This window comes from Streptomyces sediminimaris (assembly GCF_047049295.1).
In the GTDB taxonomy this organism is placed as follows: domain Bacteria; phylum Actinomycetota; class Actinomycetes; order Streptomycetales; family Streptomycetaceae; genus Streptomyces; species Streptomyces sediminimaris.
In genome coordinates this window covers 7,979,675-8,006,121 of sequence record NZ_JBJWOT010000001.1, presented here as the reverse complement: position 1 = coordinate 8,006,121, position 26,447 = coordinate 7,979,675, and the positions used below count along the sequence as shown (strand labels likewise).

The 26,447-nt window shown below is 73.0% G+C and carries 21 protein-coding genes; 14 read left to right on the top strand and 7 right to left on the bottom strand.

From position 1 onward, the window contains the following. Positions 1-63: 63 nt before the first annotated feature. The 5 genes from ACJ9NR_RS36670 (at position 64) to ACJ9NR_RS36650 (ending at position 8,485) form a co-directional block, all read left to right on the top strand. The gene (locus tag ACJ9NR_RS36670) at positions 64-3,456 is read left to right on the top strand and encodes a serine hydrolase (protein ID WP_412492615.1); all 3,393 of its coding nucleotides are present in this window, start codon (positions 64-66) and stop codon (positions 3,454-3,456) included. Continuing rightward, positions 3,453-4,643 carry a M20 family metallopeptidase gene (locus ACJ9NR_RS36665; RefSeq protein WP_412492614.1) on the top strand — a complete coding sequence of 397 codons (1,191 nt, stop codon included), beginning with the start codon at positions 3,453-3,455 and terminating at the stop codon, positions 4,641-4,643. The genes ACJ9NR_RS36670 and ACJ9NR_RS36665 overlap by 4 nt, the downstream gene beginning before the upstream one ends. Then, entirely contained in the window at positions 4,640-5,635 is a 996-nt protein-coding gene (locus tag ACJ9NR_RS36660; protein ID WP_412492613.1) for a GNAT family N-acetyltransferase, read from the top strand. Before ACJ9NR_RS36665 ends, ACJ9NR_RS36660 begins: the two co-directional genes overlap by 4 nt. Continuing rightward, the gene (menC, locus tag ACJ9NR_RS36655; RefSeq protein WP_412492612.1) at positions 5,632-6,750 is read left to right on the top strand and encodes an o-succinylbenzoate synthase; all 1,119 of its coding nucleotides are present in this window, start codon (positions 5,632-5,634) and stop codon (positions 6,748-6,750) included. The genes ACJ9NR_RS36660 and menC overlap by 4 nt, the downstream gene beginning before the upstream one ends. 100 nt (positions 6,751-6,850) lie before the next feature. Beyond that, complete coding sequence (locus ACJ9NR_RS36650) at positions 6,851-8,485, top strand: PucR family transcriptional regulator (RefSeq protein ID WP_412492611.1); 1,635 nt, start codon at positions 6,851-6,853, stop codon at positions 8,483-8,485. 98 nt (positions 8,486-8,583) lie between these two features. Here ACJ9NR_RS36650 and ACJ9NR_RS36645 read toward each other — a convergent pair whose 3' ends face one another. From ACJ9NR_RS36645 to ACJ9NR_RS36635, 3 genes are all read right to left on the bottom strand, one after another. After that, positions 8,584-10,902, bottom strand: a complete 2,319-nt coding sequence (locus ACJ9NR_RS36645) for a SpoIIE family protein phosphatase (protein WP_412492610.1) — start codon at positions 10,900-10,902, stop codon at positions 8,584-8,586. A gap of 517 nt (positions 10,903-11,419) precedes the next feature. Continuing rightward, positions 11,420-11,899, bottom strand: a complete 480-nt coding sequence (locus ACJ9NR_RS36640; RefSeq protein ID WP_412492609.1) for an ATP-binding protein — start codon at positions 11,897-11,899, stop codon at positions 11,420-11,422. A gap of 217 nt (positions 11,900-12,116) precedes the next feature. After that, positions 12,117-12,650, bottom strand: a complete 534-nt coding sequence (locus ACJ9NR_RS36635; RefSeq protein ID WP_412492608.1) for a MarR family winged helix-turn-helix transcriptional regulator — start codon at positions 12,648-12,650, stop codon at positions 12,117-12,119. A 176-nt stretch (positions 12,651-12,826) separates the two neighbouring features. On the opposite strand from ACJ9NR_RS36635, the gene ACJ9NR_RS36630 reads away from it, so the two are divergent. The 9 genes from ACJ9NR_RS36630 to ACJ9NR_RS36590 all read left to right on the top strand — a co-directional run bounded on the left by ACJ9NR_RS36630 (position 12,827) and on the right by ACJ9NR_RS36590 (position 19,109). Further along, entirely contained in the window at positions 12,827-13,246 is a 420-nt protein-coding gene (locus ACJ9NR_RS36630) for an SPW repeat protein (protein WP_412492607.1), read from the top strand. A gap of 172 nt (positions 13,247-13,418) precedes the next feature. Continuing rightward, positions 13,419-13,880: a hypothetical protein gene (locus ACJ9NR_RS36625; protein WP_412492606.1), complete on the top strand. Its 462-nt coding sequence runs from the start codon at positions 13,419-13,421 to the stop codon at positions 13,878-13,880. Continuing rightward, on the top strand, positions 13,877-14,131 hold the full coding sequence (locus ACJ9NR_RS36620; RefSeq protein ID WP_412492605.1) for an MrpF/PhaF family protein: 255 nt from the start codon (positions 13,877-13,879) through the stop codon (positions 14,129-14,131). The genes ACJ9NR_RS36625 and ACJ9NR_RS36620 overlap by 4 nt, the downstream gene beginning before the upstream one ends. After that, the gene (locus tag ACJ9NR_RS36615) at positions 14,128-14,493 is read left to right on the top strand and encodes a monovalent cation/H(+) antiporter subunit G (protein ID WP_412492604.1); all 366 of its coding nucleotides are present in this window, start codon (positions 14,128-14,130) and stop codon (positions 14,491-14,493) included. The genes ACJ9NR_RS36620 and ACJ9NR_RS36615 overlap by 4 nt, the downstream gene beginning before the upstream one ends. Then, positions 14,490-14,747: a hydrogenase subunit MbhD domain-containing protein gene (locus ACJ9NR_RS36610; protein ID WP_412492603.1), complete on the top strand. Its 258-nt coding sequence runs from the start codon at positions 14,490-14,492 to the stop codon at positions 14,745-14,747. Before ACJ9NR_RS36615 ends, ACJ9NR_RS36610 begins: the two co-directional genes overlap by 4 nt. Continuing rightward, a complete protein-coding gene (locus ACJ9NR_RS36605; protein ID WP_412492602.1) occupies positions 14,744-15,499 on the top strand; it encodes an MnhB domain-containing protein in 756 nt (251 codons plus the stop codon). The genes ACJ9NR_RS36610 and ACJ9NR_RS36605 overlap by 4 nt, the downstream gene beginning before the upstream one ends. Further along, on the top strand, positions 15,496-15,840 hold the full coding sequence (locus tag ACJ9NR_RS36600) for a sodium:proton antiporter (RefSeq protein ID WP_412492601.1): 345 nt from the start codon (positions 15,496-15,498) through the stop codon (positions 15,838-15,840). Before ACJ9NR_RS36605 ends, ACJ9NR_RS36600 begins: the two co-directional genes overlap by 4 nt. Next, the gene (locus tag ACJ9NR_RS36595; RefSeq protein ID WP_412492600.1) at positions 15,833-17,671 is read left to right on the top strand and encodes a complex I subunit 5 family protein; all 1,839 of its coding nucleotides are present in this window, start codon (positions 15,833-15,835) and stop codon (positions 17,669-17,671) included. Before ACJ9NR_RS36600 ends, ACJ9NR_RS36595 begins: the two co-directional genes overlap by 8 nt. A gap of 496 nt (positions 17,672-18,167) precedes the next feature. Beyond that, entirely contained in the window at positions 18,168-19,109 is a 942-nt protein-coding gene (locus ACJ9NR_RS36590) for a sigma-70 family RNA polymerase sigma factor (RefSeq protein ID WP_412492599.1), read from the top strand. Between the two features lie 51 nt (positions 19,110-19,160). On the opposite strand, the gene ACJ9NR_RS36585 is transcribed toward ACJ9NR_RS36590, so the two are convergent. From ACJ9NR_RS36585 to ACJ9NR_RS36570, 4 genes are read right to left on the bottom strand one after another with little or no spacing between them, the layout of a single operon-like run. Further along, positions 19,161-19,736, bottom strand: a complete 576-nt coding sequence (locus ACJ9NR_RS36585; RefSeq protein WP_412492598.1) for a hemerythrin domain-containing protein — start codon at positions 19,734-19,736, stop codon at positions 19,161-19,163. 24 nt (positions 19,737-19,760) lie between these two features. Continuing rightward, a complete protein-coding gene (locus ACJ9NR_RS36580) occupies positions 19,761-22,901 on the bottom strand; it encodes an FAD-binding and (Fe-S)-binding domain-containing protein (RefSeq protein WP_412492597.1) in 3,141 nt (1,046 codons plus the stop codon). A 28-nt stretch (positions 22,902-22,929) separates the two neighbouring features. Continuing rightward, positions 22,930-24,084: an enolase C-terminal domain-like protein gene (locus ACJ9NR_RS36575; RefSeq protein ID WP_412492595.1), complete on the bottom strand. Its 1,155-nt coding sequence runs from the start codon at positions 24,082-24,084 to the stop codon at positions 22,930-22,932. After that, positions 24,081-25,880 (bottom strand): thiamine pyrophosphate-requiring protein, encoded by a 1,800-nt coding sequence (locus ACJ9NR_RS36570; protein ID WP_412492594.1) that lies wholly within the window; start codon positions 25,878-25,880, stop codon positions 24,081-24,083. The genes ACJ9NR_RS36575 and ACJ9NR_RS36570 overlap by 4 nt, the downstream gene beginning before the upstream one ends. Between the last annotated feature and the right edge of the window lie 567 nt (positions 25,881-26,447).

Sequence of the window (26,447 nt, the reverse complement as noted above, 5' to 3'; positions counted from 1 at the left end):
CGCACCCCTTTCCCAGCCCTTTGCCCCTTGCACACCCATCTGTCATCAGTGAGGAGGGCCTCCATGACTCGGCCCCTGCGCCTGGAGGACCTGGCCGGCATCGCGACCCCCGAGCAGCCGGCGCTGTCACCGGACGGCGAGCGGATCGTGTACGTGCTGCGCACCACCGACCCGGACGCCGACCGGACCGTGCACAATCTGTGGTCGGTGCCCAGCGCCGGCAGCGGCGCCCGGCAGCTCACCCGCGGCGGTGGCGACCAGGCACCGGCCTGGTCCCCGGACGGAACCCGGATCGCGTTCCTGCGCGCCGGCGGCACAGCGGCGCAGGTGTGGCAGCTGCCGGCCGACGGCGGCGAGGCCGAGCAGCTCACCACGCTGCCGCTGGGCGCCGGAGCCCCGGTGTGGAGCCCGGACGGCACCCGCATCGCGTTCACCGCGGCGGTCGACCTCGCGGCCGGCCCCGACGGGTCCTCCCCCGCGCCGGGCCGGCCGGTGGTCATCGACCGGCTCGACTACCAGACCGACGGAGCCGGCCTGGTCGGCACCGTCCGCCGGCACCTGCACGTCCTCGACCTCACCACCGGCCACTGCCGCCGGATCACCGACGGGGACTGGTACGCCTCGCGGCCGGCGTGGTCGCCGGACGGCACGAGACTGGCCTTCACCGCGGCGACGGCGCCGAACGCCGACCTGACCGCTCGCGCCGCGACCCATGTCGTCGACGTCGACGAGACCGCCGCGGTGCCGGTGCGGGCCGGCCTCACCGACGGCAGGGCCGCGACCGCCGAGTGGACCGCGGACGGCGACGCGCTGCTGGTCGTCGGGCATCCCGGGGACCCGGTGGGCCATGCCCGGCTGCTGCGCGTCCCGCTCGGCGACGCCTCCGGCGCGGGGGTGACGGACCTCGCCGCGGCACTCGACCGCAACGTGATGCCCGGCGGTCCCGGTTACCCCGGCGCACTCCCCCAGCTGACCGACCGCGGCACGGTGCTGTTCTGTGCCCGCGACCGCGGATGCACCCACGTCTACGCCGTCGGCCTCGACGACTCCCCCGAGCCGCCCGCGCCCCGCCTCGTGCTCGGTGGCGCCGGGCACACCGTCTCGGGCATGTCCGTACGCGGCGACCGGGTCGCGCTGGTGCTCGCCACGCCCACCTCGTTCGGTGAGGTCGTCGTGCTCGACCTCGCGTCGGGCGACCGCACCGTGTGCACCGCCCACGGCGCCGCGCTGTCCGACGTCGAGCTGTACCCGCGCGTGGAGCGAGAGTTCGCCCTCTCCGACGGCACCGTGGTCCAGGGCTGGCTGATCGGCGAGCCGCCGTCGCAGGACGGCTCGCCGCGCCCGCTGCTGCTCGACATCCACGGCGGCCCGCACAACGCGTGGAACGCCGCCGCCGACCCCGTCCACGTCTACCAGCAGCTCCTCGCCGCCCGCGGCTGGAACGTGCTCCTGGTCAATCCGCGCGGCAGCGACGGCTACGGCGAGCGGTTCTTCGACGCCGTGCGCGGTGCCTGGGGGCTGGCCGACGCGCGGGACTTCCTGGAACCGGTGGACGCGCTGGTCGCCGAGGGCGTCGCCGACCCCGGCCGCCTCGCGGTCACCGGCTACAGCTACGGGGGCTACATGACCTGCTATCTGACCGCTCATGACGACCGGTTCGCGGCGGCAGTGGCCGGCGGCATCGTCTGCGACCTCACCAGCATGGCCGGCTCCGCCGAGGACGGGCACTTCCTCGCCGCCCACGAGTTCGGCGGGCCGCCCTGGGCCCGGCGCGAGCGGTACGCCGCCATGTCGCCCCTGACCCATGTCGACCGGGTCCGCACCCCCACCCTGGTCTTCCACGGCACCGACGACCTGGTCTGCCCGGTGGGTCAGGCCTCGCAGTGGCACACCGCCCTGCGTGAGCGCGACGTGCCCACGCAGCTGGTCCTCTACCCGGGCGGCTCGCACCTGTTCGTGCTCGAGGGCCCGCCGTCGCACGTACGGGACTTCAACGCCCGTGTCGCCGAGTGGGTGGAACGCCACGCCGGCGGGAGCGAGGGCGGGAGGCGGGCACCGATCGACGCCGCGCACTGGCAGCGCAGGCTCGCGGCCCTGGCCGCCCGGCACCGGGTGCCCGGCGCGGTCCTCGGTGTCCTGCGGACCGGCCCGGACGTCTCCGGAACCCGCGACGAGCTGGTCGAGGTGGCGCACGGGGTGCTCAACAAGGAGACGGGCGTACCTGCGACCACCGACTCGCTCTTCCAGATCGGCTCGGTCTCGAAGGTCTGGACGGCCACCCTGGTCATGCAGCTCGTCGAGGAGGGCCTGCTCGACCTGGACGCACCGCTGGTCACCGTGCTGCCCGAACTGGTGCTGTCGGACCCGGAGACCACCAAGGCCGTGACGATGCGGCACCTGCTGACGCACACCAGCGGCATCGACGGTGACGTCTTCACCGACACCGGACGCGGCGACGACTGCCTCGAGGCCTACGTCGCCGGGCTCGCGGACGTGCCGCAGAACCATCCCCTGGGCGCCACCTGGTCGTACTGCAACTCCGGCTACTCCCTGATGGGCCGGGTCGTGGAGAAACTCACCGGCGTCACCTGGGACCGGGCGATGCGCGATCGTGTCTTCGCCCCGCTGGGGCTGCGGCGCACGGTGACCCTGCCCGAGGAGGCGCTGCTGCACCGCGCGGCCGTCGGTCACGAGGCACCCGACGGCGGCTCGCCGCAGCGGGCACCGGTGTGGTGCCTGCCCCGCTCGCTCGGACCGGCCGGGCTGATCACCTCCACCGCGGCCGACGTCCTGGCCTTCGCCCGCGCGCATCTGTCGGGCGGCCGCACCGCCGACGGCGGCCGCGTCCTCAGCGAGTCCGGCGCCCGGGACATGGCCGCCCGGCATGCCGAACTGCCCGATCCGTACACCCTCGGCGACTCCTGGGGACTGGGCTGGAGCCGCTTCACCTGGGACGGCCGGCTCGTCCTGGGCCATGACGGGAACACCATCGGCCAGTCCGCGTTCCTCCGGCTGCTGCCCGCCGAGGGACTCGCCGTCACCCTGCTCACCAACGGCGGCAACGCCCGCGATCTGTACGAGGACCTCTTCGAGGAGATCTTCGCGGAGCTGGCCGGCCTCGCCATGCCGCGCACCCCGGCGCCGCCCGCCGATCCGCCGGCCGTGGACGTCCGGCCGCACGTCGGCGTCTACGAGCGGGCCGGGGCCCGGATGGAGGTGCTGGAGCGCGACGGCGGGGGCGTCCTGCGGGTCACCGTCACCGGCCCGTTGGCCGAACTGGTCCCCGACCCGGTGGAGGAGTACCCGCTGGTGCCGCTGGACGGCTCCGGAACCCGCTTCGCCGTGCGGGACCCGGCCCGCAGGACCTGGCAGCCGGTGATCTTCTACGCCCTGCCCTCCGGCGAGCCGTACCTCCACCACGGCGTACGCGCCACACCGAAGGCGGCCTCGTCATGACGGCACCGGCACAGGTCGCCCACCTGACGGCGGTCCTGCCGCGGATGCTCGACGACCTGGAGACCCTGGTGCGCTGCGAGTCACCGTCGGCCGACCTCGACGCGGTCGCCACGAGCGCCGGCGTGGTGGCCGAACTGGGCACGGCCCGGCTCGGCGTCCGGCCGGAACGGATCGTCATCGAGGGGCGCACGCACCTGCGGTGGCGGCTGGGCGACGCGCCGGCGCGGGTGCTGCTGCTCGGGCACCACGACACGGTGTGGCCGATCGGATCGCTCGCCCGCCACCCCTTCTCCCTCGTCGACGGCACGGTGCGCGGACCCGGCTGCTTCGACATGAAGGCCGGCCTGGTCATGGCCTTCCACGCCGTCGCGGCCCTGCCCGACCCGTCGGGCGTCACGATCCTGGTCACCGGCGACGAGGAGCTGGGCTCCCCCTCGTCGCGGTGGCTGGTGGAGGAGGAGGCGTCGGCCTGCGCCGCCGCGCTGGTGCTGGAGGCGTCCGCGGACGGCGGCGCGCTCAAGACCGCCCGCAAGGGCGTGTCGCTGTACCAGGTCGAGGCGTACGGCCGCGCCGCCCACGCCGGTCTGGAGCCCGAACGCGGGGTGAGCACCACCGTCGAACTGGCCCATCAGGTCCTCGCGGTCGGCGCGCTGCCGGACCCGGAGCGGGGCACCAGTGTCACCCCGACCGTGCTGACCTCGGGCCACACCACCAACACCGTGCCCGGGGCCGGACGGTTCGCCGTCGACGTACGGGTGCGGGACGCGGCCGAGCAGTCCCGGGTGGACCGGGCGATGCGCGCGCTGCGTCCGGTCCTGCCCGGTGCCCGGCTGGAGGTCACCGGCGGCCCCAACCGCCCGCCGCTGGAGGCCGGTTCGTCCGCCGGGCTGTTCGCCCGCGCGGTCCGTCTCGCGGACCGGCTCGGCCTGCCCGAGCCCGTCGGCGCGGCGGTCGGCGGGGCGTCCGACGGGAACCTCACCGCGGGTGTCGGCACGCCGACCCTGGACGGGCTCGGCGCGGTGGGCGGCGGAGCCCACGCCGAGGACGAGCACGTGATCGTGGCGGAACTGCCCGGACGCACCGCGGTGCTGGCCGCCCTGACCGAGGACCTGCTCGCCGATCCACCGCCCCGCGCGGGCGCCCGCCGGACCGGGTCCGCCCGGCCCCCCGAGGGAGACCGCTCGTGACCGACTCGCCCCTGGCAGGAGGCAGCAGGCCCGTGACCGACCCGAACGACCTCACCGGCGACGCGATCCGCGGTGCCGCCACCGACGCCGCCGACCGGGCGGAGGCCGCCGCCGCGGCATCGCGGGTGCGGGTGCGTGAGGTGAGCGGCGGGCGGGAACTCGACGCCGTCCACGACCTGTTCAACCTCATCTGGCAGCCCGGCCCCGCCGGCGCGCCGATGACCGGCGAACTCCTGCGCGCCTTCGCCAAGTCGGGCAACTACATCGGCGGAGCCTTCGACGGGGACGAACTCGTCGGCGCGTGCGTCGGCTTCTTCGGCGCCCCGGCGGACGAGGCGGTGCACAGCCATATCGCCGGGGTGTCCAACGCGGCACGGGGCCGCAGCATCGGCTTCGCCCTCAAGCTGCACCAGCGCGCCTGGTCGCTGGAGCGCGGGGTGTCCGCCATCCACTGGACCTTCGATCCCCTGATCCGCCGCAACGCCTACTTCAACCTCGTCAAACTCGGGGCCCGGCCGAAGGAGTACCTGACCAACTTCTACGGCGGTGTCCACGACGGCATCAACGCCGGTGACGACACCGACCGTCTGCACGTGCGCTGGCCGCTGCTCGACGGGCCGGTCCGCGCGGCCTGCGCGGGCCGGCCCGCGCAGGCCGACGCCGCGGCCGGCCGGGCGCGGGGCGCCGCAGTGGCACTGGACAGAAGCCCGCAGGGCACCCCGGTCGCCGGCACGTCCGGCTCCTCGACGCTGCTCGTCGCCGTCCCCCCGGACATCGAACGGCTGCGGCTGACCGCGCCGGGTGAGGCCAAGGAGTGGCGTGCGGCGCTGCGTGAGGTCCTCGGCACGCTGATGGCGCAGGGCGCCCGCGTCACCGGCTTCGACCGGTCCGGCTGGTACGTCCTGCGCCGCCCGGGACCGGATGCCGCGGCGACCTGCGCCGAGCGACCCCGCACACCCCGCCTTCCCCTGACGGACAAGGAGCAGCGATGAAGCTGACGGGCGTAGAACTGCGCCACATCGAGATGCCGCTGGTGGCGCCCTTCCGCACGTCCTTCGGCACCACCACCAGCCGCGAGGCGCTGCTGCTGCGGGTGGTCACCGACGACGGCGAGGGCTGGGGCGAGTGCGTGGCGATGGCGAGCCCGCTCTACTCCTCCGAGTACGTGGACGCCGCCGCCGACGTCCTGCGCCGCTTCCTGGTACCGGCGCTCGCCCGCGCCGACCGGCTCGACGCGGGCGCCGTGGCCCCGGCGCTGGCCGCCGTCCAGGGCCACCGGATGGCCAAGGCGGCCCTGGAGATGGGGGTCCTGGACGCCGAACTGCGGGCCGCCGGGCGCCCGCTGGCCCGCGAGCTCGGTGCCGTGCGGGAGGAGGTGGCCTGCGGGGTCTCCGTCGGCATCATGGACTCCGTACCGGAGCTGCTCGACAGCGTCGCGGGCTACCTCGACGAGGGATACGTGCGCGTCAAGCTGAAGATCGAGCCCGGCTGGGACCTCGAACCGGTCCGGGCCGTGCGCGAGCGCTTCGGCGACGAGGTGGCCCTCCAGGTCGACGCCAACACCGCGTACACCCCCGCCGACGCCCGTCATCTGGCCCGCCTGGACGACTTCGGCCTGCTGCTGATCGAGCAGCCGCTGCCCGAGGAGGACGTCCTCGGGCACGCCCGGCTGGCCCGGCAGATCCGTACACCGGTCTGCCTGGACGAGTCGATCACGTCGGCGCGTGCGGCGGCGGACGCGATCCGGCTGGGCGCGTGCGCGATCGTCAACATCAAACCCGGGCGGGTGGGCGGCTACCTCGAGGCGCGGCGCATCCACGACGTGTGCGTGGCGCACGGTGTGCCGGTGTGGTGCGGCGGCATGCTGGAGACCGGGCTGGGCAGGGCGGCGAACCTCGCCCTGGCCGCGCTGCCGGGCTTCACCCTGCCCGGTGACACCTCGGGCTCGGACCGCTACTACCGCACCGACATCACCGAGCCGTTCGTCGTACGCGACGGCCGTCTGCCGGTACCCACCGGGCCCGGCATCGGCGTGGGCCCGCTGGCGGCCGAACTCGGCGAGGTCACCCGCAGCGTCGAGTGGCTTCCCGGGCAGCCACTGCTGTGAGGGGTGATGCCGTGCGCGGACACCCGGACCGTGCGCGCTCTTGTGGACGGACACCGAATGTGGTGCTGTCGTCGGTGCGACTCCGGAAGGCACCGGCCCCATGAACGCACACCCTCACGGCAGCCTCGTCAGGGTCCTGCACAACCTGGGCGGCACCCTGCTCGACGCCGTCCACGGCGGTGCGCGCGACAGCGCGGCCATCGGCGGCATCGTCATCCACGACCCGGTGGAGGACTCCGTGCCGCCGGCCCACGCCCTGGTGCTCGGCGTCGGCCTGCGCGAGCCGGAGGAGATCGCCCGGCTACTGGGTGAGCTGGGACGCCGACGCGCCGTCGCCCTGGTGGTGCGTGCCCCGGTCACGCCGGACGCCAGGGTGAAGACGGCGGCCGAGGAGTCGGGCGTCGGCGTCCTCGGACTGACCCCCGGGGCGTCCTGGGTGCAGGTCGCCGCCATGCTGCGCGCGGTCGTCGCCGAGGGCGACGTGGGCGGCCCCGACACCCTGGGCGGCACCCTCTCCGGGGACCTGTTCGCCCTCGCCAACGCGATCGCCGCGCTCATCGACGCGCCCGTGACGATCGAGGACCGCCACTCCCGGGTGCTGGCCTTCTCCGGCCAGCAGCACAAGGCCGACGCCTCCCGCACGGAGACGATCCTGGGCCGCCAGGTCCCCGAGCGCTTCTCCCGCATGCTGCGAAGCCGCGGCGTCTTCCGTGACCTCTACCGCAGCGACGGGCCGGTCGACGTCCCGCCGCTGCAGAACGGCTCGGACGGTCCCACCGTGCCGCGGGTCGCCATCGCGGTCCGCGCGGGCGACGAGGCGATCGGCTCGATCTGGGCGGCCGTGCGCGAGCCGCTCAGCCCGGAGCGGTCCCAGGCGCTGCGGGACTCGGCCAAGGTCGTCGCGCTCCACCTGCTGCGGCTCAGGGCCGGGGCGGACGTCGAGCGCAGGCTGCGCGCCGACCTGGTCAGCACGGCGCTCGAAGGGAGGGCCGGCGCGCGTGAGGCGCTGAGCCGGCTCGGCCTTGCCGACCATCCCGTGGTGGTGCTGGCCCTCGGACTGCGCGACAGCGTCCGCGGCGGCGTGCCGAGCGGGGCGGACGCCGGCCTGACGACCGAGCGCGAGCACCTGGCGGACGCCTTCGCCATGCACCTCGGGGCGGTGCACCCGCACTCGGCCGCCGCCCTGCTCGGCGACACCGCCTACGGCCTCGTCCCCGCCGTGCAGGACCGCGACGCCGGGGAGGAACGAGCGGTGCGCACCGCCACCGATTTCCTCGACCGGGTGGGGACCCGGACCGCCGCGGTGATCGGCATCGGCCCGATCGGCGGGGACGCCGGCGGCCTCGCGCAGGCACGCTCCGGCGCCGACCGCGCCCTGCGGGTGCTGCGCGCGCAGAGCGGCGAGCGGCGGGTGGCGCGGCTCGCCGACGTGCACGTGGAGGCGCTCCTGTGCGAACTGCGGGACATCGTGGCGGTGCGAGGTGACGAACCCACGGGTCCCATCGCCCGTCTGGCCGCCTACGACGAGCGGCGCGGGGCGAACCTCATCGAGACCCTGGGGGCCTGGCTCGACGCGTTCGGCGACATCAGCGCGGCGGCGGCCGCCGTGCACGTCCACCCCAACACCTTCCGCTACCGGCTCAACCGCCTGGCGGAGGTCGGCGGCATCGATCTGGACGACCCCGAGGCGCGGTTCGCGGCCATGCTGCAACTGCGGGTGATGCCGCCCCGGTGAAGGCCGCTCCGGTCGTCGCGGCCGCGGTGCCCGGTTCAACGAGCGAGACCCATGGGAACAAGCCGGAACGGGCGGAGACAGCGGGAGCCGCACACCCCCTACAGGCGCAGGGTGAGCCAGGTGGTCTTCCCCCGCTCGTCGGGGCGGACACCCCAGCCGTCCGCCAGGGCGTCGACGAGGATGAGGCCGCGCCCCGACTCCTCGTCCTGATCCGCCAGCCGTGGCTGGGGCAGGTGCGGGCTGAGGTCGCTCACCTCGATGGCGAGTTCGATGGGGGTGTGTCTCAGGTGGAGGACGATGGGACCTTCCGCGTGCTGGACGGCGTTGGTGAGGACTTCGGAGACCAGGAGCTGCGCGTCGTCGATCCGGTGGGAGCAGCCCCAGCCGACCAGGGCATCGGCCACGAAGACGCGGCCCCGGGACACGGCGGAGGCCGTGGTCGGCAGTTCCGCGCGGGCGGTGTGCAGCGGGGCGTCAGGGAGCCGGGCCAGCAGCAGAGTGACGTCGTCGTTGTGGCTCTCGGCGTCGGGAAGCAGGCCGGCGAGCAGGTCGTCGGCGGCTGCCTCGAGGGTGGTGCCGCGGGCGAAGGCGGCTCCGAGGGCCGCGGTGAGCTTGTCGATCTGGCTCTCGATGTCGCTGCCCGGGGTTTCGACGAGGCCGTCGGTGTAGAGCACCAGGGTGGCGCCGGGCGGGATGGCCGCACTGGACTGCTGGTAGAGGATGTCTCCCACGCCAAGGGGCGGGTTCACGGGCGTGGGCAGTCTGCGTACGCCACCGCCGGGGCCGGCGACGAGGGTGGGCAGGTGACCGGCGGAGCAGAGGGTCACGGATCCGGCGTCCGGGGCGATGACGAGGTAGCAGCAGGTGACGAGCTGGTCGGGGACGCCGAGGTCGGCGACGGCGGTGTCCAGCGCCTGCACGAGCTGGCGGGGCTGCATACCGGTCTTGGCCAGCGCGTGTCCGGCCGAGCGCAACTGGCCCATGACGGAGGCGGCTTCCAGACCGCGGCCCATGACGTCGCCGATCAGTATGCCGACGCGCCCGGCGCCGAGCGGGATGAGGTCGAACCAGTCGCCGCCCACGCCGGCGCCCTGAGTGGCGGGCCGGTAGCGGCTGGCGGCGGTCAGGCCGGGGATGGCGGGCGGCGTGCCCATGAGGCTGCGCTGCAGGGTGAGGGCGATGTGCTTCTGCTGCTTGTACAGGGCGGTGAGCTCGGCCTCGGCGCGTTTGCGGTCGCTGACGTCGCGGATGATCGCGCAGGCGCCGATGACGGTGTGGTCGGGGCCTCGGGTGGGCCAGAGCGTGACGTCGACGTCGATCAGCTGGCCGGTGCTGGTGAGGCGGAGGGTCTCGAAGTGCTCGATCCGCTCGCCGTGCCGCAACTGCTCCAGCAGGTTGGTGATCTCGTCCTTGCGCTCCGGCGGCGCCAGCATGGACACGTGCTGCCCGATGGCTTCCTCGGCCGCGTAGCCGTACAGCCGCTGCGCGGCGGCGTTCCAGTAGGTGATGCGGCCGTCGAGGGTCTTGGCGAGAATCGCGTCCTGGGAGGACTCGACCAGCGCGGCGAGCTGGTTGATACGGGCCTCGGCGGCCTTGCGCTCGCTGACGTCCCGCACCGCGGCGGAGACCAGCAGCCCCTCCGTCGTCTCCAGCGGACTGAGGCTGATCTCGACCGGGAACTCACTGCCGTCCTTGCGCAGCCCGTGCAGTTCGAGACCGGCCCCCATGGGCCGCACCTGCCGGTTGACGGCGTAGCCGTCCCGGTGCCGGGTGTGGTGCGCCTGGAACCGCGCGGGTACGAGCAACTCGACGGGACGGCCGAGGAGTTCGCCGCGCCGGTAACCGAAAAGCGCCTCCGTCTGGGCGTTGACGAGCTTGATCGTCCCCGTGTCGTCCACGATGACCATGGCGTCCGGGGCCGCCTCCAGCAGCGCGCGGAACCTCTCGTCAGCGGCCTTGCGCTCGCTGACGTCCCGCACCGCGGCGGAGACCAGCAGACCCTCCGCCGTCTCCAGGGGGCTGAGGCTGATCTCGACGGGGAACTCACTGCCGTCCTTGCGCAGCCCGTGCAGCTGGAGACCGGCCCCCATGGGCCGCACCTGCCGGTTGACGGCGTAACCGGCGCGGTGGGCGGCATGCTGGTCGTGGAACCGGCGGGGGATGAGCATTTCGACGGGACGGCCGAGGAGTTCGCCGCGCCGGTAACCGAAGAGGGCCTCGGTCTGGGCGTTGACGAGTTTGATCGTCCCCGTGTCGTCCACGATGACCATGGCGTCCGGGGCCGCTTCCAGAAGACCTCGGAAGCGGTCCTCGGCCGTCGCGGACCCACGGGTGCGGTTGCCGGCGCCGTGTCTGGGCTGCGCACGGTCGGCGGTTCCTCGCCGGGCAGCCGGCCCTGACCTGATCGTATCGCCCATGAACGTCCCTAGCTGACTGGCACTTCGAGGTCAATTGACCCATCTCAGCGCATGCCGGCCACCTTCGTCCTCATCTGCCAGTTACTGGCTCGGCGTCGCTCGTACTTGTCCGCTTGCGGCCGTAGTGCGTCGTAGTCTGGCGGGACCGACGCGGACTTCTCCGGGGCCCCTCGCCGCGGAGCAGCACTCGCGGACGGCCCCCGGCACGCCGAACCGCTCCGGCCGGGGTCCGGGCGCGCCGGTACTCGCGCAACGGGGACGGCGGCGCGGAGACAGCGGCTCGGAGCAGCGGCAAGGCAACGGCGGTCCGGAGACAGCCGCACGAGGACAGCGCCGAAGACCGACAGCAAGCAACGGCGCCCGTGCGTCGGTCTGCGCGGGCACCGGCCCGGGCCGGCCCGGACGGCCGTCGCTCATCTGTCGCCGCCGCCGCTGCCGCCGCGTTCCGTCGCCGGACGGCCGGGCCCACCGGCCACAGAAGCAGGGGGAGCCGCCGCGGCGGAGCCAGGGGCGCCCGTCACGGCCGGCCGGTGGCCACGGCGCCGGTGCCGTTGCCGGTGCCGTCCACGAGAGCCACCGCGGCCACCATCCGCTTGCCGACCGGCTCCCGGTGCATCTGGAAGCTCTGGCTCACCGCCATGACGATCTCCAGGCCGTGCTGACCGACCCGGCCCGGCTCGGCGGCCCGGGCCGTCGGCAGCGCCAGCTCACTGTCCCAGACGGTGATCCCCAGGCGGTCGTCCACCAGTTCCAGTTCCAGCAGACACGGCCCGGGCGCGTATTTGCAGGCGTTGGTCATGAGCTCGCTCACCACCAACTGCACCATGCCCATCGCCCGGTCGGACACCGGCAGGCCGTGGACGGACCGGACCCGCTCCAGATACGCGCGTGCCAGCGCGCGCGCCCGCCCGATGTCGAGGGTGCCTCCCTCGTAGGCGGCAGAGACCTTGCTCGGTACGCCGGTCAGCCGACCGTCTCGTGCGCTGTCCCCGTCCATCCGATCCGCCCACTCCCTGCGCGCCCGATCCCACGGCAGAGTCGACGGCAGCAGCCATCGAGCAGCCCCTCCCCTGGACGAGACCCTGCTTTCACGCCAACGGCACCTGTGTCTCCGCGCGACGAGAACGGAGAACGTCCTTGCATGGTGCAAAGGTAAACCTCGGGAAGGGGTGGCGTACACATGTCGCATCGCACACCTGCCGCCACAGGCGTGCTCAGGCTTCACGTCCCTTCGTCAGGTCCAGCGCCCAGCCCAGCGGGTGCGGCTCCCCGCCACCGGCCGAGGCAGGCGGCTCCCCGCCCGCCTCGCTGAAGGCGTCGAGGGCCTCGACGAGCGCCAGTCGCTGCGTCGGCCGCATGCGCCGGACGATGACGGCGATCTCGCTGCGCCGCCGGGCCGTCGCGTGCTCGACCGTTCGCCGCCCCTCCTCCGTGAGCTGCAGCATCGTCTCCCGCCGGTTCGCGGGGTTGGGCCGGCGGTCGGCGAGCCCGGTCGCGATCAGCCGGTCCACCATGCGCATCGCGGTCGACGGCGCGACACCCAGGAGTTCCGCCAGGTCGACCAGCTTCGTGGCGCCGCGGCTCGCCAGCACCACCAGCATCCTGAACTGCGGCAGGGTCACCCGGTCCTCGGCCTCCGCGAGCGAGCGGGCGGAGACCGCCACCAGCAACCGGGAAGCGGTCAGCACCGCTCGCGTGACCGCGTCCACGTCGTCCAGGCCCTCGACCGGGGCTTCAATCTCCGCCATACATCCTTTCTACCGCGCCCCGCTGCCAGTTCTGACCACACGCGGTCAAGACCGCCTCCGGGCCCCGCCGGAAAAAAATCTGGAAATTTGCACTGTGCCAATGAATCGGTCGCACCCACACGGATACGCGAAGGGGGAGGAAACGCCTCAACCCTATGCGAAGGGAGGTGGCCCTCGTGGCCACGCACACTCGCATCGAAGAACACCCGGACCTCATGGCGATGCGGGCCCACTACGCGGAGGTCTCCGCACGACCGCAGCTGCAGGCGGCCGAGGGACTGACCCTGCTGACCGGCCTCTACCTGGCGATCTCGCCGTGGGTGGTCGGCTTCAACGGCAACCCCCTGGCGATCAGCAACCTGGTCACCGGCGCCGCTCTGGCAGTCCTCGCCCTCGGGTTCGGCTCGGTCTACGAGCGGACGTTCGGCATGGGCTGGGTGGCGGCCGGCATCGGCGCGTGGACGATCGTGAGCCCCTGGGCCGTGCAGCACGCCGCGGCCACGACGGGGACGATCGTCAGCAACAGCATCACGGGCGCCGTCGCGGTGCTTCTGGGGCTGGCGACCACCGCCATGGCCGCCCGCAGCCGTACCTGACCCCGGCGGCCGACCGGCCGGCCCGCCCGGTGGGCGGGCCGGCCGCTGCCGTCCGCGGGCGACCATGCGTGTGACCGGCGGCGTACAAACGCGCGCCACCGGGTACCCGGTGGCGCATGACGGCGTCCTCGGAAGCACGGTGAAGCGCCCGGCACCCCCTCGGCGGTCCGTCGTGCGACGGACCGCCGAGGGCCTGGGCATGTGGTGCCTGCTGTATGCGCTGTGGTTCGCCTTCAGCGGGCAGGCCGGCTGGGCCACGGCCCTGTGGGGTGCAGCCGCGGCCGGTGCCGGCGCGGCCGTCTCGCACGCCCTGGCCGATCCCGGTCCGGGCGTGCCGCGTACGCGACGGCGGGCAGCGGCCGCTCTTCCGCGGACGGCCTGGCGGACCGTGGCCGACTTCGGTCTGGTCACGCGTGTGCTGGCCGTCGGCATCGCCCACGGGAGGCGCGGACCGGTCGGCCGGTTCGTGCGCAAGCGGGTGGACCTGGCCGGTGACAGGGCCGGAACGGCGGCCCTCCTGTCCGTCGTCGCGACCTACTCCCCGAACGCCTACGCCGTCGACATCGACCCGCGGACCGAACTCGTCCTGCTGCACGACCTGCGTCCCGCCCGGGCGTCGGAGGAGCCGCTGTGAAGCAGGGGTATCTCATCGCCGCGAGCGCCCTCCTCCTGGGACTGCTGCCGCTGCTGGCGGTCGCCCTGCGGGAGCGGCCGGCCGACGGGCTCGTGGCACTGGAACTCGCGGGCGCCGTGATCACCCTGGCGCTGGTGTGCGTGGCCGTCGGCACACAGAGCTCCGCCGCCACCGGAGTCGCGCTCGTCACAGCGGTGCTGAGCTGGGTCGGCGGACTCCTCTTCGCGCGCTTCCTGGACCGCAACCCATGAGCGCCGCGCACCTCGTCGCGGAGGTGATCCTGACCGCCGGGGTCGTCGCCCAGCTGGTGTGCTGCGTCGGGGTGTGGTGGATGCGCGACGTCTTCGACCGGCTGCACTTCGCCGCGGCGGGCACTACCGTCGGGCCCCTCCTGATCGGCGTGTCCGTGGCGATCACCCGGTTCTCCTCGCCCTCGGGAACGGTGCAGGCACTCGCCGCGATCGCCCTCCTCGTCCTGCTCAACCCGGTGCTCACCCATGCGACCGGACGGGCGGCCCGCCGCCGGGTCCTGGGCGACGCGGGCCCGCCCGCACCCGACGCCCCCGCGGACGCGGACGGGCCGGGCGGCCGGACACCGGAGGCGACCGAATGACCCTTCTGCAGACCGTCGTACTGACCCTCGTCGCGATCCTGGGCGTGTCCGTGGTGGCCTGCCGTGATCCACTGCGCCAGACCGTGGTGAACGGCATGTACGGACTCGCCCTGGTGATCCTGTTCACCGTCCTGCAGGCCCCCGACGTCGCGATCTCCGTCGCGGTCGTCTCCACCGTCGCCTACTCGGTGCTGCTCCTGGCGACCATCCAGCGCACACGCCGCCGGGCCGGGCGCGGAGGGGAGCGCGAATGAACCGGCGGCTGCGTCTGACCCTGTTCGCCGCCGTCGCGGTCCTCGTGGCGGGGTTCCTGCTCTGGGGACTGACCGGACTGCCCCCGTTCGGCTCGCCTCCGCGGCCCTACGCCGCCTACGTCCTGAAACACGCCATGGGGCAGCGCCACGTCACCAACATCCCCTCGGCGGTCGTCTTCGACTACCGGGGCTTCGACACCCTCGGCGAGGAGTTCATCCTCTTCACCAGCGTGATGGGCACCGCGCTGCTTCTGCGCAGCACCCGGGACCAGCCCGCCGAGCGCCCCGAGGACCGGATGAACAGCGCACCCGTGCGGCGGGCGGGCGGGCTGATGGTCCCGGTCGTCCTGCTGCTGGGACTGTGGACGGTGGCCTACGGCTACGTCACCCCCGGCGGCGGTTTCCAGGGCGGCATGATCTGCGCCTACGCCGCCCTGCTCATCTGGATCGCCGCGAGTTACCGCGCCCACCGCCGGATGAGCCCGACCACTGTGCTCGACGCGCTCGAGGGCTCGGGCGCCGCCGCATACGTCGCCGTGGGCCTGGCGGCTCTGCTGGCGGGGCAGGCCTTCCTGGCCGGCTTCCTGCCCACGGGGACCGCGGGCAGCCTGGTGTCCGGAGGCACCATCGCCCTGCTCAACTGGTCCACGGGGCTCGAGGTCGCCGCGGCGGGCGTGCTGATCTTCCGCGAGTTCCTGGAGGAGTACATCGCCACCGTTGCCCTCCCCGACTCCAGCCGGGAGGCCGGGTGACCGTCTACCCCTACGTCGTGTCCGGCGTCCTGTTCATGGCGGGTCTGTACGGCGTCGTCAGCAGCCGCAACTACATCCACGCGGCGGTGAGCCTGAGCGTGATGCAGTCCGCGACCTATGTGGCGCTGGTCGCCATGGGCTCCGTGCGCGACGGCCAGCCGCCCATCGGCCAGGGCGCCCAGCCGGGCAAGCCGATGGCCGACCCGATCGTGCAGGCACTGACGCTCACCGACGTGGTGGTGAGCGTGGTCGTGCTCGCGCTGATCCTGGCCCTCGCCCAGCAGAGCCACCGGGACACCGGCACCCTCGACCCCGACAGACAGACGAGCGTCCATGGCTGAACCGGACGTGCTGGCGCCCCTCACCGTCGCCGTGCCGCTGTGCACGGCCGCGCTCCTGGCCGCGACCGCCCGCTGGATCCCCCGCCGCGGGCCCGACGTGGTGGCCCTCCTCGCGTCCGTCGCCGTCACCACGATGGCGGTCGTCCTGGCCCTCACCACGCGGGACGCCCCACTCGTCTACTGGTTCGGCGGCTGGCACCCCGTGCGGGGCGTCGCCATCGGCATCGCGTTCGTCGTCGAACCGTCCAGCGCCACGATGGCCGCCCTCGCCGGAGTGATCACCGTGGCCAGCCTGGTCTTCTCATGGCGGTACTTCGAAGAGGTCGGGCACCTCTACCACGCGCTCGTGCTCACCCTGCTCGCCGGCATGGTCGGCTTCTCGCTCTCGGCCGACCTGTTCAACCTGTTCGTCTGGCTGGAACTGATGAGCGTGTCCGCCTACGCCCTGTGCGGCTACCGCATCGAGAAACCGGGCGTGGTGCAGGGCGCCGTCAACTTCGCGCTGCTGAACACGATCGGCACGCTCACGATGCTGCTCGGGATCGCCCTGGTCTACGGCCGGACGGGGGCGCTGAACCTCGCGCAGATCGGCGAGGCGCTGCGCGACCGGCCGGCCGGCGGGCCGGTCGTCGTCGCCTTCACACTGATCACGGTCGGCCTGCTGGTGAAGGCCGGGACCGTGCCCTTCCACTTCTGGCTCGCGGACGCCTACACCGTCGTCCCCGCGCCGGTGGGCGCACTGTTCGCCGGCGTCATGAGCGACCTCGCCTTCCACGCGTTCGCCCGGATCTACTGGGACGGGTTCTCGCAAGCGCTCGCGGAGCACCGGCAGGCGGTTCGCACCGCTCTCCTGGCCCTCGCCGTGGCGTCCGTCGTGATCGGTGCCTCGATGGCCCTGCTGCAGGCCGACCTCAACAGACAACTGGCGTTCGCCACGGTGGCGGTCGGCGGCCCGATGCTCGCCGGCATCGCGCTGCTCTCGCCGAGGGCCCTGGCGGGTACGACGATCCTGGTCACGGCGGACGGTGCGCTGAAGGCGGCCCTGTTCCTGCTGATCGCGGGCGTCATCCAATGGCTCGGCGCCGGCGACGAGTTGCTGCTGCACGGTCGCGGGCGCATGCGCCGTGGTCTGCTGCCCGGTTCCCTCATGGCCTGTTGCGGCCTGGGGGTGGCCCTCGTGCCTCCCTTCGGTCCGTTCCTGGGTACGGCGCTGCTGACGGGCTCGGGCGGACGGAACTGGCTGACGGCGGTGCTCGTGTGCGGGTCCGCGGTGACCGGTGCCGTCTTCCTGCGGTCGGCGGCGCGGATCTTCCTGGGCTGGGGCCCGAAGAAGGACCCGGCCCTGACCCGCCAGCCGACCGAACCCGACGAGGGCGAGCCCGCCTGGCAGCCCCACAAGGACTGGGACAGCGCCGGGCACCGCGTCGTGATGCTGGCGCCGCCCGCGGCGCTGGTGGTCGTCGGATCCTGCCTGGCGCTGGTACCCGGCGCCGCCGACTGGTTCACCCAGGTGGCCCGCTCGTTCACCGATCCGCGCCACACCGCCGCACTCGTGCTGCACGGACACCGCCCACCGGCTCCCACCGCGCCGGCGCACGCCGGACCCGGCCCCTCGGCCTGGCTCTGGGCCGCCGCGTCCTGCGCCGGAGCGGTGACGCTGGCGGCCACGTCGCTGTGGTGGCAGCGCTTCGCCGGGAGGTTCCGCCGGATCCTGCTCGCCCCGGTGGGCGTGCTGAAGGGTCTGCACGACGGCACGGTGGGCGACTACACGCTCTGGTTCGCCGTGGGCCTGGCGGCGCTCGGCACGGGCTGGTCCCTGACCCTGCGTTAGGACCGGCCCGTGCCCCCGGTCGCGCCGCGAGGAGCTTGCGGGTTACCTGGAGGCATGAGCGACACGTACCGCCCCGGTGAGAGGATGCCGCGGAGCTGCATCCACGAGTGCGACCGCGGCCAGGGCCACAGCACCGACGTCGAAGGGCACGTCCTCCCGCCGTCGCCCGAAGGCTGTTCCGGTTCCGGACGGGCGTCGCAGCCGGCCGCCGAGACGCAATGACGCCCCGGTTGCCGCCGGCCGGGGCGGGCCGGGCACGCTTCGGCCGGCCGGGTGAGCGAGGTTTCGCCGCGCGCACGATCGGTGAACAACAACGAGACTCGAGAACACGGGTCAGCCGAAGGCCGTTCCAGGGCGCGTGCACGTGACCCCTCCCGGTGGCCACCGCCTGGACGCAGATCCCCGACGGGCCCTGTCACCGCACCCTCCGCACCGTGCCGCCGGAGCGGATGCGGGTCCGGATCCGTCGCCCCTTCCGAAGGACTCGGCAGAGCCCATGCAGAGGCAACCAGACGTCCGTGGGCCGCGCCCGGAGCGGGCGCGGAGGGCCGATCGGCCTCCGGAGTGGATCGACGCGATGATGCGGGCGCTCGCCGACTGCCCGCCGGGGCCGCGTCGCCAGGCCCTGCGCGACACGGCCATCCGGGCGCTGCTGCCGCTGGCGCGGCGCCTGGCGCGCCGCTTCCGGGGATACGGGGAGGACCTGGACGACCTGGTTCAGGTGGCCTCGGTCGGACTCACCAAGGCGGTCGACGGATTCGTCCCGTCGCGCGGGCACGCCTTCCTCTCCTACGCCGTACCGACCATCGTCGGCGAGCTGAGACGCCACCTGCGGGACCACGCGCCCCCGATCAGGCTGCCCCGGTCCCTGCAGGAGGCGCGGGGGCCGGTCCTGCAGGCCGTCGAGGAGCTGGAGCAGCGGTACGGCGGCGCGCCCCCCGCCGTGGAACGGATCGTGGCACACACGGGCATGGCGCCCGCACTGATCACAGCCACCCTGCGTGCCGCGGCGGAGTGCCGCCTTCTCTCCCTCGACGCATCGTCCGGCGTGCGCGAGTCGCTCCCCGTCCCCGGCCACACCGGCGCCGCGGACCGCGGCATCGACCACGTGGTCGACGTGGTGGCCCTGGCATCGGCCGTCCGGTGGCTCACGCCACTGGAGCGCCGCATCCTCCATCTGCGCTTCTACCAGGAGCGTACGCAGCAGCAGATCGCCGAGAGCGTCGGTCTGTCACAGGTCCAGGTGTCCCGTGCCCTGGCCCGGTCCTGCCGGAGGCTGCGCCGGATACTCACCGCGGTCCCGGCCGAGGCGCGGGACCGTCGCCGCGTCCTCGCCGCCGGTGCGGAACGCCAGGTGCCCGATCCGCCGCGGCGTCGCCCGCACCGGCCTGCCGCGGTGGCGCCGGGGGCAGATGCGGGTGCGGCCGCGCGGGCGTGAGCCCCGGGGGCGTGAGCCCCGGGGGCGTTCCGCCACCGCGCCGCCGGCTGGTCAGCTCCTGCTCAGTGCGTCCTTCGTCCGGTCGACCATGGACGCGAACGGGCCGGTCAGCCACTGTGCCGACGTGGAGCCCGCCGCCGTGGGGTGCGGATGGGTCGGTGCCATACGCTCCGCCGACCGCAGGCGGCCGCCCATCTTCCGCAGCTGGTCCTCGGAGCATCCGGCGCGCACCGCCGGGAACTCCTCGTGCTCCTCGTGCTCGGCGTGTTCCAGTACGGACGACTCGAACTCACCCAGCAGGCGGGCGAACTCGGCGCTGTCGACGTCCATCTTCTCCAGTTCGGAGAGCACCTTGTTGGCCTCGGCCTCCTCCTTGTTACGGGCGTCGGTCTCGGCCTTGCCCGCCGTGTCGGCCGCGACCGGCCGCAGGATCATCTCCTCGGCCGTCTCGTGCACGGCGAGCAGCGCCCGCAGCTCGTCGAAGGTCTTCTGCTTCTCCTCACCGCCGGCCTGCTTCACCTTGCCGAACAGCTCCCTGATGCGGGCGTGCTGTTCCAGCAGGACGGCCACGACGTCGCCCTCGGGCAGCCGTGCGGCCTGGTCCAGGTCCTTCTGTGCGTCACCCATGATGTATTGCTCCTGATCGGCTTCTTATCGGCGCACGATCCGGACGCCGAGCGCGGTGGCGGCCACCCCGGCCGCGGTGGCGGCGGACATCCTGAGCACCCGGGTGCGCAGGGGTGGCCTGGGCAGCGACGTGGCGCCCCGTTCCGGCAGGGCGGCCGCCGCGTCCTTGCCCTTCTCGCGCGCCAGTTTCATCACTTCCGCGACGTGCAGGGCGTGCCGTCCGGTGCCCGCGTCCTTGATCTGCGTCTTGCAGGAGAACCCGTCGGCGACGACCAGGGTGTCCTTGTCGGCGTCGCGGACCGCGGGCAGCAGCGCCTGTTCGCCGCAGTCCATGGAGATCCCGTACTTGCCGGACTCGAAACCCCAGGAGCCGGCGAGGCCGCAGCAGCCGCCCGACAGGTTCCGCACCTCCAGGCCCATCCGCTCCAGCAGTTCCTGCTCCGGGTCCATGCCGCCGGTGGCACGGTGGTGGCAGTGGCCCCACAGCAGGGCCTGGCCGTCCAGCCGCGGCGGCTCGATGCCGAAGGTCTGGAAGAACTCCGGGAAGTGGTAGGCGTTCTTGGTCAGCCGTGCGGCGTCGTCGTCGTGCGGCAGCAGCTTGGGCAGTTCGTCCTTGAAGACGGCCAGACAGCTCGGTTCCATGCCGACGATCGGGGTGCCGGCCCGCACATGGGGGCGCAGGACGTCCAGGACGTGGTGGAGATAGCGTTCGGCGACGTCGAGGAACCCGTAGTCGTACAGGGGCCGTCCGCAGCAGACGTGCCGCTCGGGCATGATCACCTGCCAGCCGGCGGCCTCGATCGCCTCGACACACGCCACGCCGACGTCGGTGTGGAAGTGGTTGTTGAAGGTGTCCGGGAACAGCACGACCGGACGGCCGTGGGGGTTGGCGGTGCCGCCGCGGCGGGCGAACCAGTCCTGGAGGGTGATCGGCGCGAAGCGGGGCAGCGGGCGGCGCCGGTCGATGCCCGCGACCAGTTTCGCGAGGTACGCCAGTCCCGGTGTCTGGGTGGCGAGGTTGGCGAGTCCGGGGATGCGGGAGGCGATCCTGGCGGCCTGGTCGATGAAGCCGAAGGCGTAGGCGTACCGGGGGCGCCGGCGGTTCGGTGACTTGAAGTGGTGGTAGAGGAACTCCGCCTTGTAGGTGGGCATGTCGACGTTGACCGGGCAGTCGTTGGTGCAGCCCTTGCAGGCCAGGCACAGGTCGAGCGCGTCGTAGACCTCCTCGGACTGCCAGCCGTCGGTGATCACGTCGCCCTTGAGCATCTCGTACAGCAGCCGGGCCCGGCCGCGCGTGGTGTGCTTCTCCTCGCGCGTCACCTGGTAGCTGGGGCACATGGTCGTCTCCGCCTGCGGCACCCGGCACTTGCCGACGCCGACGCAGCGCAGGGTGGCGTGCGCGAAGTCGCCGCCGTCCTCCTGGTAGGCGAACTTCACCGGCTGGCGCGGCGGGTTGTAGTCGGTGCCCAGCTTGAGGTTCTCGTCCATGCGGTAGGCGTCGACGACCTTGCCCGGGTTCATCTTGCACTGCGGGTCCCAGATCGCCTTGAACTCCCGCATGGCCTGCAGCAGTTCCGGGCCGAACTGCTTCTCCAGCAGCTCCGCGCGCTGCTGCCCGTCACCGTGCTCCCCGGAGACCGAGCCGCCCATGGCGACGCACAGGTCGGCCGCCTCCTCCATGAACGCCCGGTAGGTGGCCAGGCCCTCGGCGGTACGCAGGTCGAAGCTGAGCCGGCAGTGGATGCAGCCCTGGCCGAAGTGGCCGTACATGGCACCGGTGATGCCGTGCCTGTCCATGACCTTGCGGAGCTTGCGCACGTACTCGCCGATCCGGTCCGGCGGTACCGCGGAGTCCTCCCAGCCCGGCCAGTGGTCCTTGCCGTCGGGCGGGAAGGAGGTCGAACCGAGGCCGCTCTCCCGGATCGCCCACAGGTCCCCGCTGGTGCCGCCCTCCTGCTTGCTCTTGGCGACGCGGATGCGGTCGCGTGCGTAGCCCTTGTCCTCGGTCAGCCAGCGGGTGAACCGCTCGGCCTGCTGGACCGACTCCTCCTTGCTGTCCGAGCCGAACTGCACCATCAGCCAGGCCGCGCCGCCCAGGCGCGGCAGCTCCTGCAGATCCTCCACGTTCATGTTCTGCAGCTGCTGGTCGCGGATCAGCTCGTGGTCGAGTCCTTCCAGGCCGATCGGCTTGAACCGCTCGATGATCTCCATGCAGTGTTCGGCGGCGGCGCCGAGATCGTCGTACTCCACCACCACGGTGGTGCGTTGCAGCATGGCGGGAGTCAGCATGAGCACGGCCTGCAGGGCGGTGGCACAGGTGCTCTCGGTGCCGACCAGGGCACGGGCGACGTTGAAGCCGCGCTCGGGCAGGAGTTCGTCCAGGTTGTAGCCGGACACCCGGCGCGGCACCTCCTCGGCCGAGCGGAACCCGGACCTGATGGCGTCCGCGTACTTGTCGCGCAGGTCCCGCAGTGCCGCGTAGATCTCGCCCTTGCGGCCGCCCGCGGCGATGATCGAGTCGAGGTGCTCCTCCTCGTCCACACCCACCCAGAAGCGCTCGCCGTCGTAGGTGACGACCTCCAGGGCCTGCACGTTGTCGCTGGTGCGCGGGCCGGGCCCGTACAGCTGCGACTGCACCGAGTGGATGCCGCAGGAGTTGTTGCCGATGTTGCCGCCGATCACACACCGGGAGTGGGAGGAGGGGTCGGGGCCGAACACCAGGTTGTAGGCGCCGGTCCGCCGGTTCAGCTCCTCGTTGATGACACCCGGTTCGCAGGTCACCAGGCGCCGGTGCGCGTCGATGTTCCCGACGCCGGTGAGGTACTTGGAGTGGTCGATGACGACGGCCTCGTTGACCGTCTCGCCGGACAGGCTGGTCCCGCCGCCGCGGTTGAGGATGGGCGCCCCGTAGCGGTGACAGATCTTGTGGACCGCGACGACGTCGTCCAGGGTGCGCGGGACGACGACTCCGACGGGCACCTGCCGGAAGTTCGAGGCGTCCTGTGCGTACAGGCCCAGTGAGGCGGTGTCGAAACGGACCTCGCCGTCGACGGCCTTGCGCAGCGACCGCTCCAGCTTGCCGACGTCCAGAGTCTGGCGGGCCCGGGGCGGGCCCGGAATCTCCGGGTGCGTCTTGGCCGGGATCTCGCGCTTCGGCTTCGCCATGCCTTTCAACTCTCCTTCGCGAGCCTGATCAGGTGGTCCGTGTTCCGTACACACGGTGGGGTTCGGCGTCCGCCCACCGGACGTCAAGGCCGAGCCCGGGGCGGTCCGTGTCGGGGCGCAGGGCGCCGCCCTCGGGCGACAGGGTCCCGTCGAACACCAGGCGCTCGAAGCGCACGTGATCGTGGAAGTACTCCAGATGCCGCAGCCGCCGCACGGCGCAGAAGGCGTGGGCGGACAGCGCCGGAGCGCAGTGCGCCGACAGGTCGAGGTCCCGGGTCGCCGACAGTCCGGCCACCTCCAGTACGCCGGTGATGCCGCCGCAGCGGGTCACGTCCGCCTGCAGGCAGTCCACACCCGGGGGCTCGACCAGGTTGACGAAGTCCCGCGCCGTGAAGGCGTACTCCCCCGCGGCGATCTCCAGCCGCTCCGGGCCCCGCTCGCGCAGCATCCGCAGCCCCTCCAGATCGGCCGAGCTGACGGGCTCCTCCAGCCACCGCACGTCCCACTCCTCGTGGAAGCGGCGCGCCCAGTACAGGGCCTCCTTGCGCCCGAGCGCGCCGTTGGCGTCCGTGAACAGCTCTGGCGCCTCACCGATCGCCTTCCGCACCGCCGTCAGCCGCTGCGGGTCCTGCTCCGGTTCGCGGGAGGTCTTCAGCTTCACGCGCGGGATGCCCTGCTCCACCCAGCCCGCCAGCTGGTCGGCGAGACGGTCGAGGGGGTAGTTGGTGAAGCCGCCGCTGCCGTAGACCGGCACCCGGTCGTGGTAGGCGGGCAGGAGTCGGACCAGCGGCAACTCCAGCAGCCTGGCCTTCAGGTCCCACAGCGCGACGTCGACGGCGGAACGGGCCATCGCGCCGACGCCGGGACGGCCGGCGTTGCGGATCTGCCGGCCCATCAGCTGCCAGAGCGCCGGGGGCGAGGTGACGGCCTGCCCCTCGAGGAGCGGTACAAGCTTGGACGTCACGAAGGAGGCGGCCGAGACGTCCCCGTAGGTGTAGCCGAGCCCCGTGCGTCCCCCGGCGTGCACCCGCACCAGGACCATGGTCGTGGAGTCCCACTCCAGCGTCCCGTCCGACTCCTTGCCGTCCGGACCGTCGGTGGGCAGCTCGAAGGCGTGGACGTCGACCGCGTCGATCCGGCACTCGGGCGGCGCCGTTCCCGCGTCGGTGCTCAGCCCGCTCACGAATGCCGTCCCGGCAGGTGCTCGGCGACCTCGGTCAGCTTCTGCCGTGCGCCCTTGGCGGCGATGCCCACCCGCTCCGGGTCGTGCACGGCCGCCTTGGCGGCCTTCTTGCCCTGCTCGAGCATGATGTGCGGCGGGATCGGGGCGATCTCGTTGTCGACCTTGAACTCCAGCACCACCGGCCTGTCGGACGCCAGCGCCTCGTCCCAGGCCTTGCCGACCTTCTTCGGCTTGTCGCAGTAGATGCCCTTCAGGCCGAGCATCTCCGCGTACTTCGCGTACGGCACGTCCGGGATGTACTGCGAGCCCGGGAACTTCGGGTCCCCGGCCATCGCGCGCTGCTCCCAGGTGACCTGGTTGAGGTCCTGGTTGTTGAACACGCAGAAGATGAACGGCGCGGACCCGGCCAGCCGGTCCAGGTAGCGTTTGACGGTGATCATCTCCGCCATGCCGTTCATCTGGAACGCGCCGTCACCGACGAACGCGATCACCGGCCGGTCCGGGTGCGCGAAGCGGGCCGCGATCGCGTACGGCGTTCCCGGGCCCATGGTCGCCAGCGTGCCCGAGAGCGACGCCTGCATCCCCTTGCGGATCTTCAGATGCCGTGCCCACCAGTTCGTGCCCGCGCCGGAGTCGGCGGTCAGGATGCAGCCGTCCGGCAGCCGGGGCGACAGCTCCGAGGCGACGGCCTGCGGGTTGATCGTGCCGCCGAAGTGCTGTCCGGCCCGCTTCTGGCAGATGGCGTCCCATTCCCGGACGTCCTTCTCGATCTGCTCGCGCCAGCCGCGGTCCTGCTTGCGTTCGAGCAGCGGCACGAGCGCCTTGAGGGTCTCCTTCGAGTCGCCGACGAGGTGGGCGTCCATGGGGTAGCGGATGCCGATCATCCGCCCGTCGATGTCGATCTCGACGCCCTTGGCCTGGCCCTCGTCCGGCAGCCACTCCGAGTACGGGAAGCTCGTGCCGACCATGAGCAGGGTGTCGCAGTTCTGGATCATGTTGTCGCTGGCCTTGCTGCCCAGCAGACCGATGGGTCCGGTCACGAACGGCAGGTCGTCCGGCAGCACCTCGCGGCCCAGCAGCGCCTTGGCGACACCCGCGCCGAGCAGCTCCGCCGTCTCCACGACCTCGCTCTCCGCGTGCGCGGCACCCTGGCCGATGATCATGGCGACCTTGGTGCCGGCGTTGAGGACGGCAGCGGCCTTGTGCAGTTCCTCGGCGTCGGGCAGCAGCCGGGGGCGGCTCCAGCCGACGCTGGAGAAGACCGAACCGTGTGCCTTCGGCGGCGACGGCTGGGCGTCGGCCTCCTGGATGTCCTCCGGGATGATGATGGTCGCGACGGAGCGCATGGTCAGTGCGGTCTTGAACGCCCGGTCGATCACGTGCCGTGCCTGCCCGGGGTGCACGATCATCTGGCAGAACTCGGAGACGTCCGCGAAGAGTTGGGCGAGGGGGATCTCCTGCTGGTAATGGGCGCCCAGGGACAGCCGCTTCTGCTGGCCGACCACCGCGACCACCGGCTGGTGGTCCAGCTTGGCGTCGTAGAGCCCGTTGAGCAGGTGAACGGCGCCGGGGCCCGAGGTCGCCGTGCAGCAGCCCACCTCGCCGGTGAACTTCGCGTGCGCGCAGGCCATGAACGCGGCCATCTCCTCGTGCCGCGTCTGGATGAGCTCCGGCTCCCCTTTCGCCCGGTCGAAGGCGCCGAGCAGCCCGTTGATCCCGTCTCCGGGATAGCCGTAGATCCGCTCGATCCCCCATTCCCGCAGTCGTTGCAGTACATAGTCGGCCACCAGCGTCATGACCTGCTCCCTCGGATGCGCAGCTCTGGCACCGGCATCGGGTGACCCCTGGCCGTGCCGCGTAAACGGCCCACGGGCCCACTTCCCCGACCGGTCGAACGGGTGGGGGGCCGGGCGGCCCCACCGCGTGCGGCGGACCGCCACCGGAACGGAACGCGTCCGTGCCGAGGAGTTCGACGTACGTACCGCGGCGCGCCCGGTTCCGGCGCGGCGCCCACGCCGGGACGGGCGGGACGGGCCCCGGCCGGCCGCCGTCGGTGCGGCGGGCGCGGGGGCCTCGCGGCCCCGGGTCGGCCGGGCGCGGCCCGGCAGGCCGGGGCCGTGCGGCGGGACCGTCCCCCCGGCCCAGCACGCGCCGGGCCGTCTCCGGTTCCGTACGGCCGCGCCGCGGGCCGGGTTCCTCGGCGCGCGGCGGTGTCCCGGCACCGGCCGTGACGACGTCCGCGGCCAGGGTGGCGGCGGGCGCCCGGGCGGAGTCGCCGGCCGCAGCACCGCGGTGATCAGGCGCCGTGGTGGCCCCGGGACCCGGTGGCCGCTGCACCGCCACCGGCGGGGCCAGGTGCGCGA

Bases quoted from the DNA above. Each gene is read 5' to 3' on its own strand.
- ACJ9NR_RS36645 (WP_412492610.1), bottom strand. From the start codon at position 10,902: ATGGGCGATACGATCAGGTCAGGGCCGGCTGCCCGGCGAGGAACCGCC.
- ACJ9NR_RS36585 (WP_412492598.1), bottom strand. From the start codon at position 19,736: ATGGGTGACGCACAGAAGGACCTGGACCAGGCCGCACGGCTGCCCGAG.
- ACJ9NR_RS36635 (WP_412492608.1), bottom strand. From the start codon at position 12,650: ATGGCGGAGATTGAAGCCCCGGTCGAGGGCCTGGACGACGTGGACGCG.
- ACJ9NR_RS36590 (WP_412492599.1), top strand. From the start codon at position 18,168: ATGCAGAGGCAACCAGACGTCCGTGGGCCGCGCCCGGAGCGGGCGCGG.
- ACJ9NR_RS36595 (WP_412492600.1), top strand. From the start codon at position 15,833: ATGGCTGAACCGGACGTGCTGGCGCCCCTCACCGTCGCCGTGCCGCTG.
- ACJ9NR_RS36665 (WP_412492614.1), top strand. From the start codon at position 3,453: ATGACGGCACCGGCACAGGTCGCCCACCTGACGGCGGTCCTGCCGCGG.
- ACJ9NR_RS36650 (WP_412492611.1), top strand. From the start codon at position 6,851: ATGAACGCACACCCTCACGGCAGCCTCGTCAGGGTCCTGCACAACCTG.
- ACJ9NR_RS36610 (WP_412492603.1), top strand. From the start codon at position 14,490: ATGACCCTTCTGCAGACCGTCGTACTGACCCTCGTCGCGATCCTGGGC.
- ACJ9NR_RS36580 (WP_412492597.1), bottom strand. From the start codon at position 22,901: ATGGCGAAGCCGAAGCGCGAGATCCCGGCCAAGACGCACCCGGAGATT.
- ACJ9NR_RS36570 (WP_412492594.1), bottom strand. From the start codon at position 25,880: ATGACGCTGGTGGCCGACTATGTACTGCAACGACTGCGGGAATGGGGG.
- ACJ9NR_RS36670 (WP_412492615.1), top strand. From the start codon at position 64: ATGACTCGGCCCCTGCGCCTGGAGGACCTGGCCGGCATCGCGACCCCC.
- ACJ9NR_RS36605 (WP_412492602.1), top strand. From the start codon at position 14,744: ATGAACCGGCGGCTGCGTCTGACCCTGTTCGCCGCCGTCGCGGTCCTC.
- ACJ9NR_RS36640 (WP_412492609.1), bottom strand. From the start codon at position 11,899: ATGGACGGGGACAGCGCACGAGACGGTCGGCTGACCGGCGTACCGAGC.
- ACJ9NR_RS36615 (WP_412492604.1), top strand. From the start codon at position 14,128: ATGAGCGCCGCGCACCTCGTCGCGGAGGTGATCCTGACCGCCGGGGTC.
- menC (WP_412492612.1), top strand. From the start codon at position 5,632: ATGAAGCTGACGGGCGTAGAACTGCGCCACATCGAGATGCCGCTGGTG.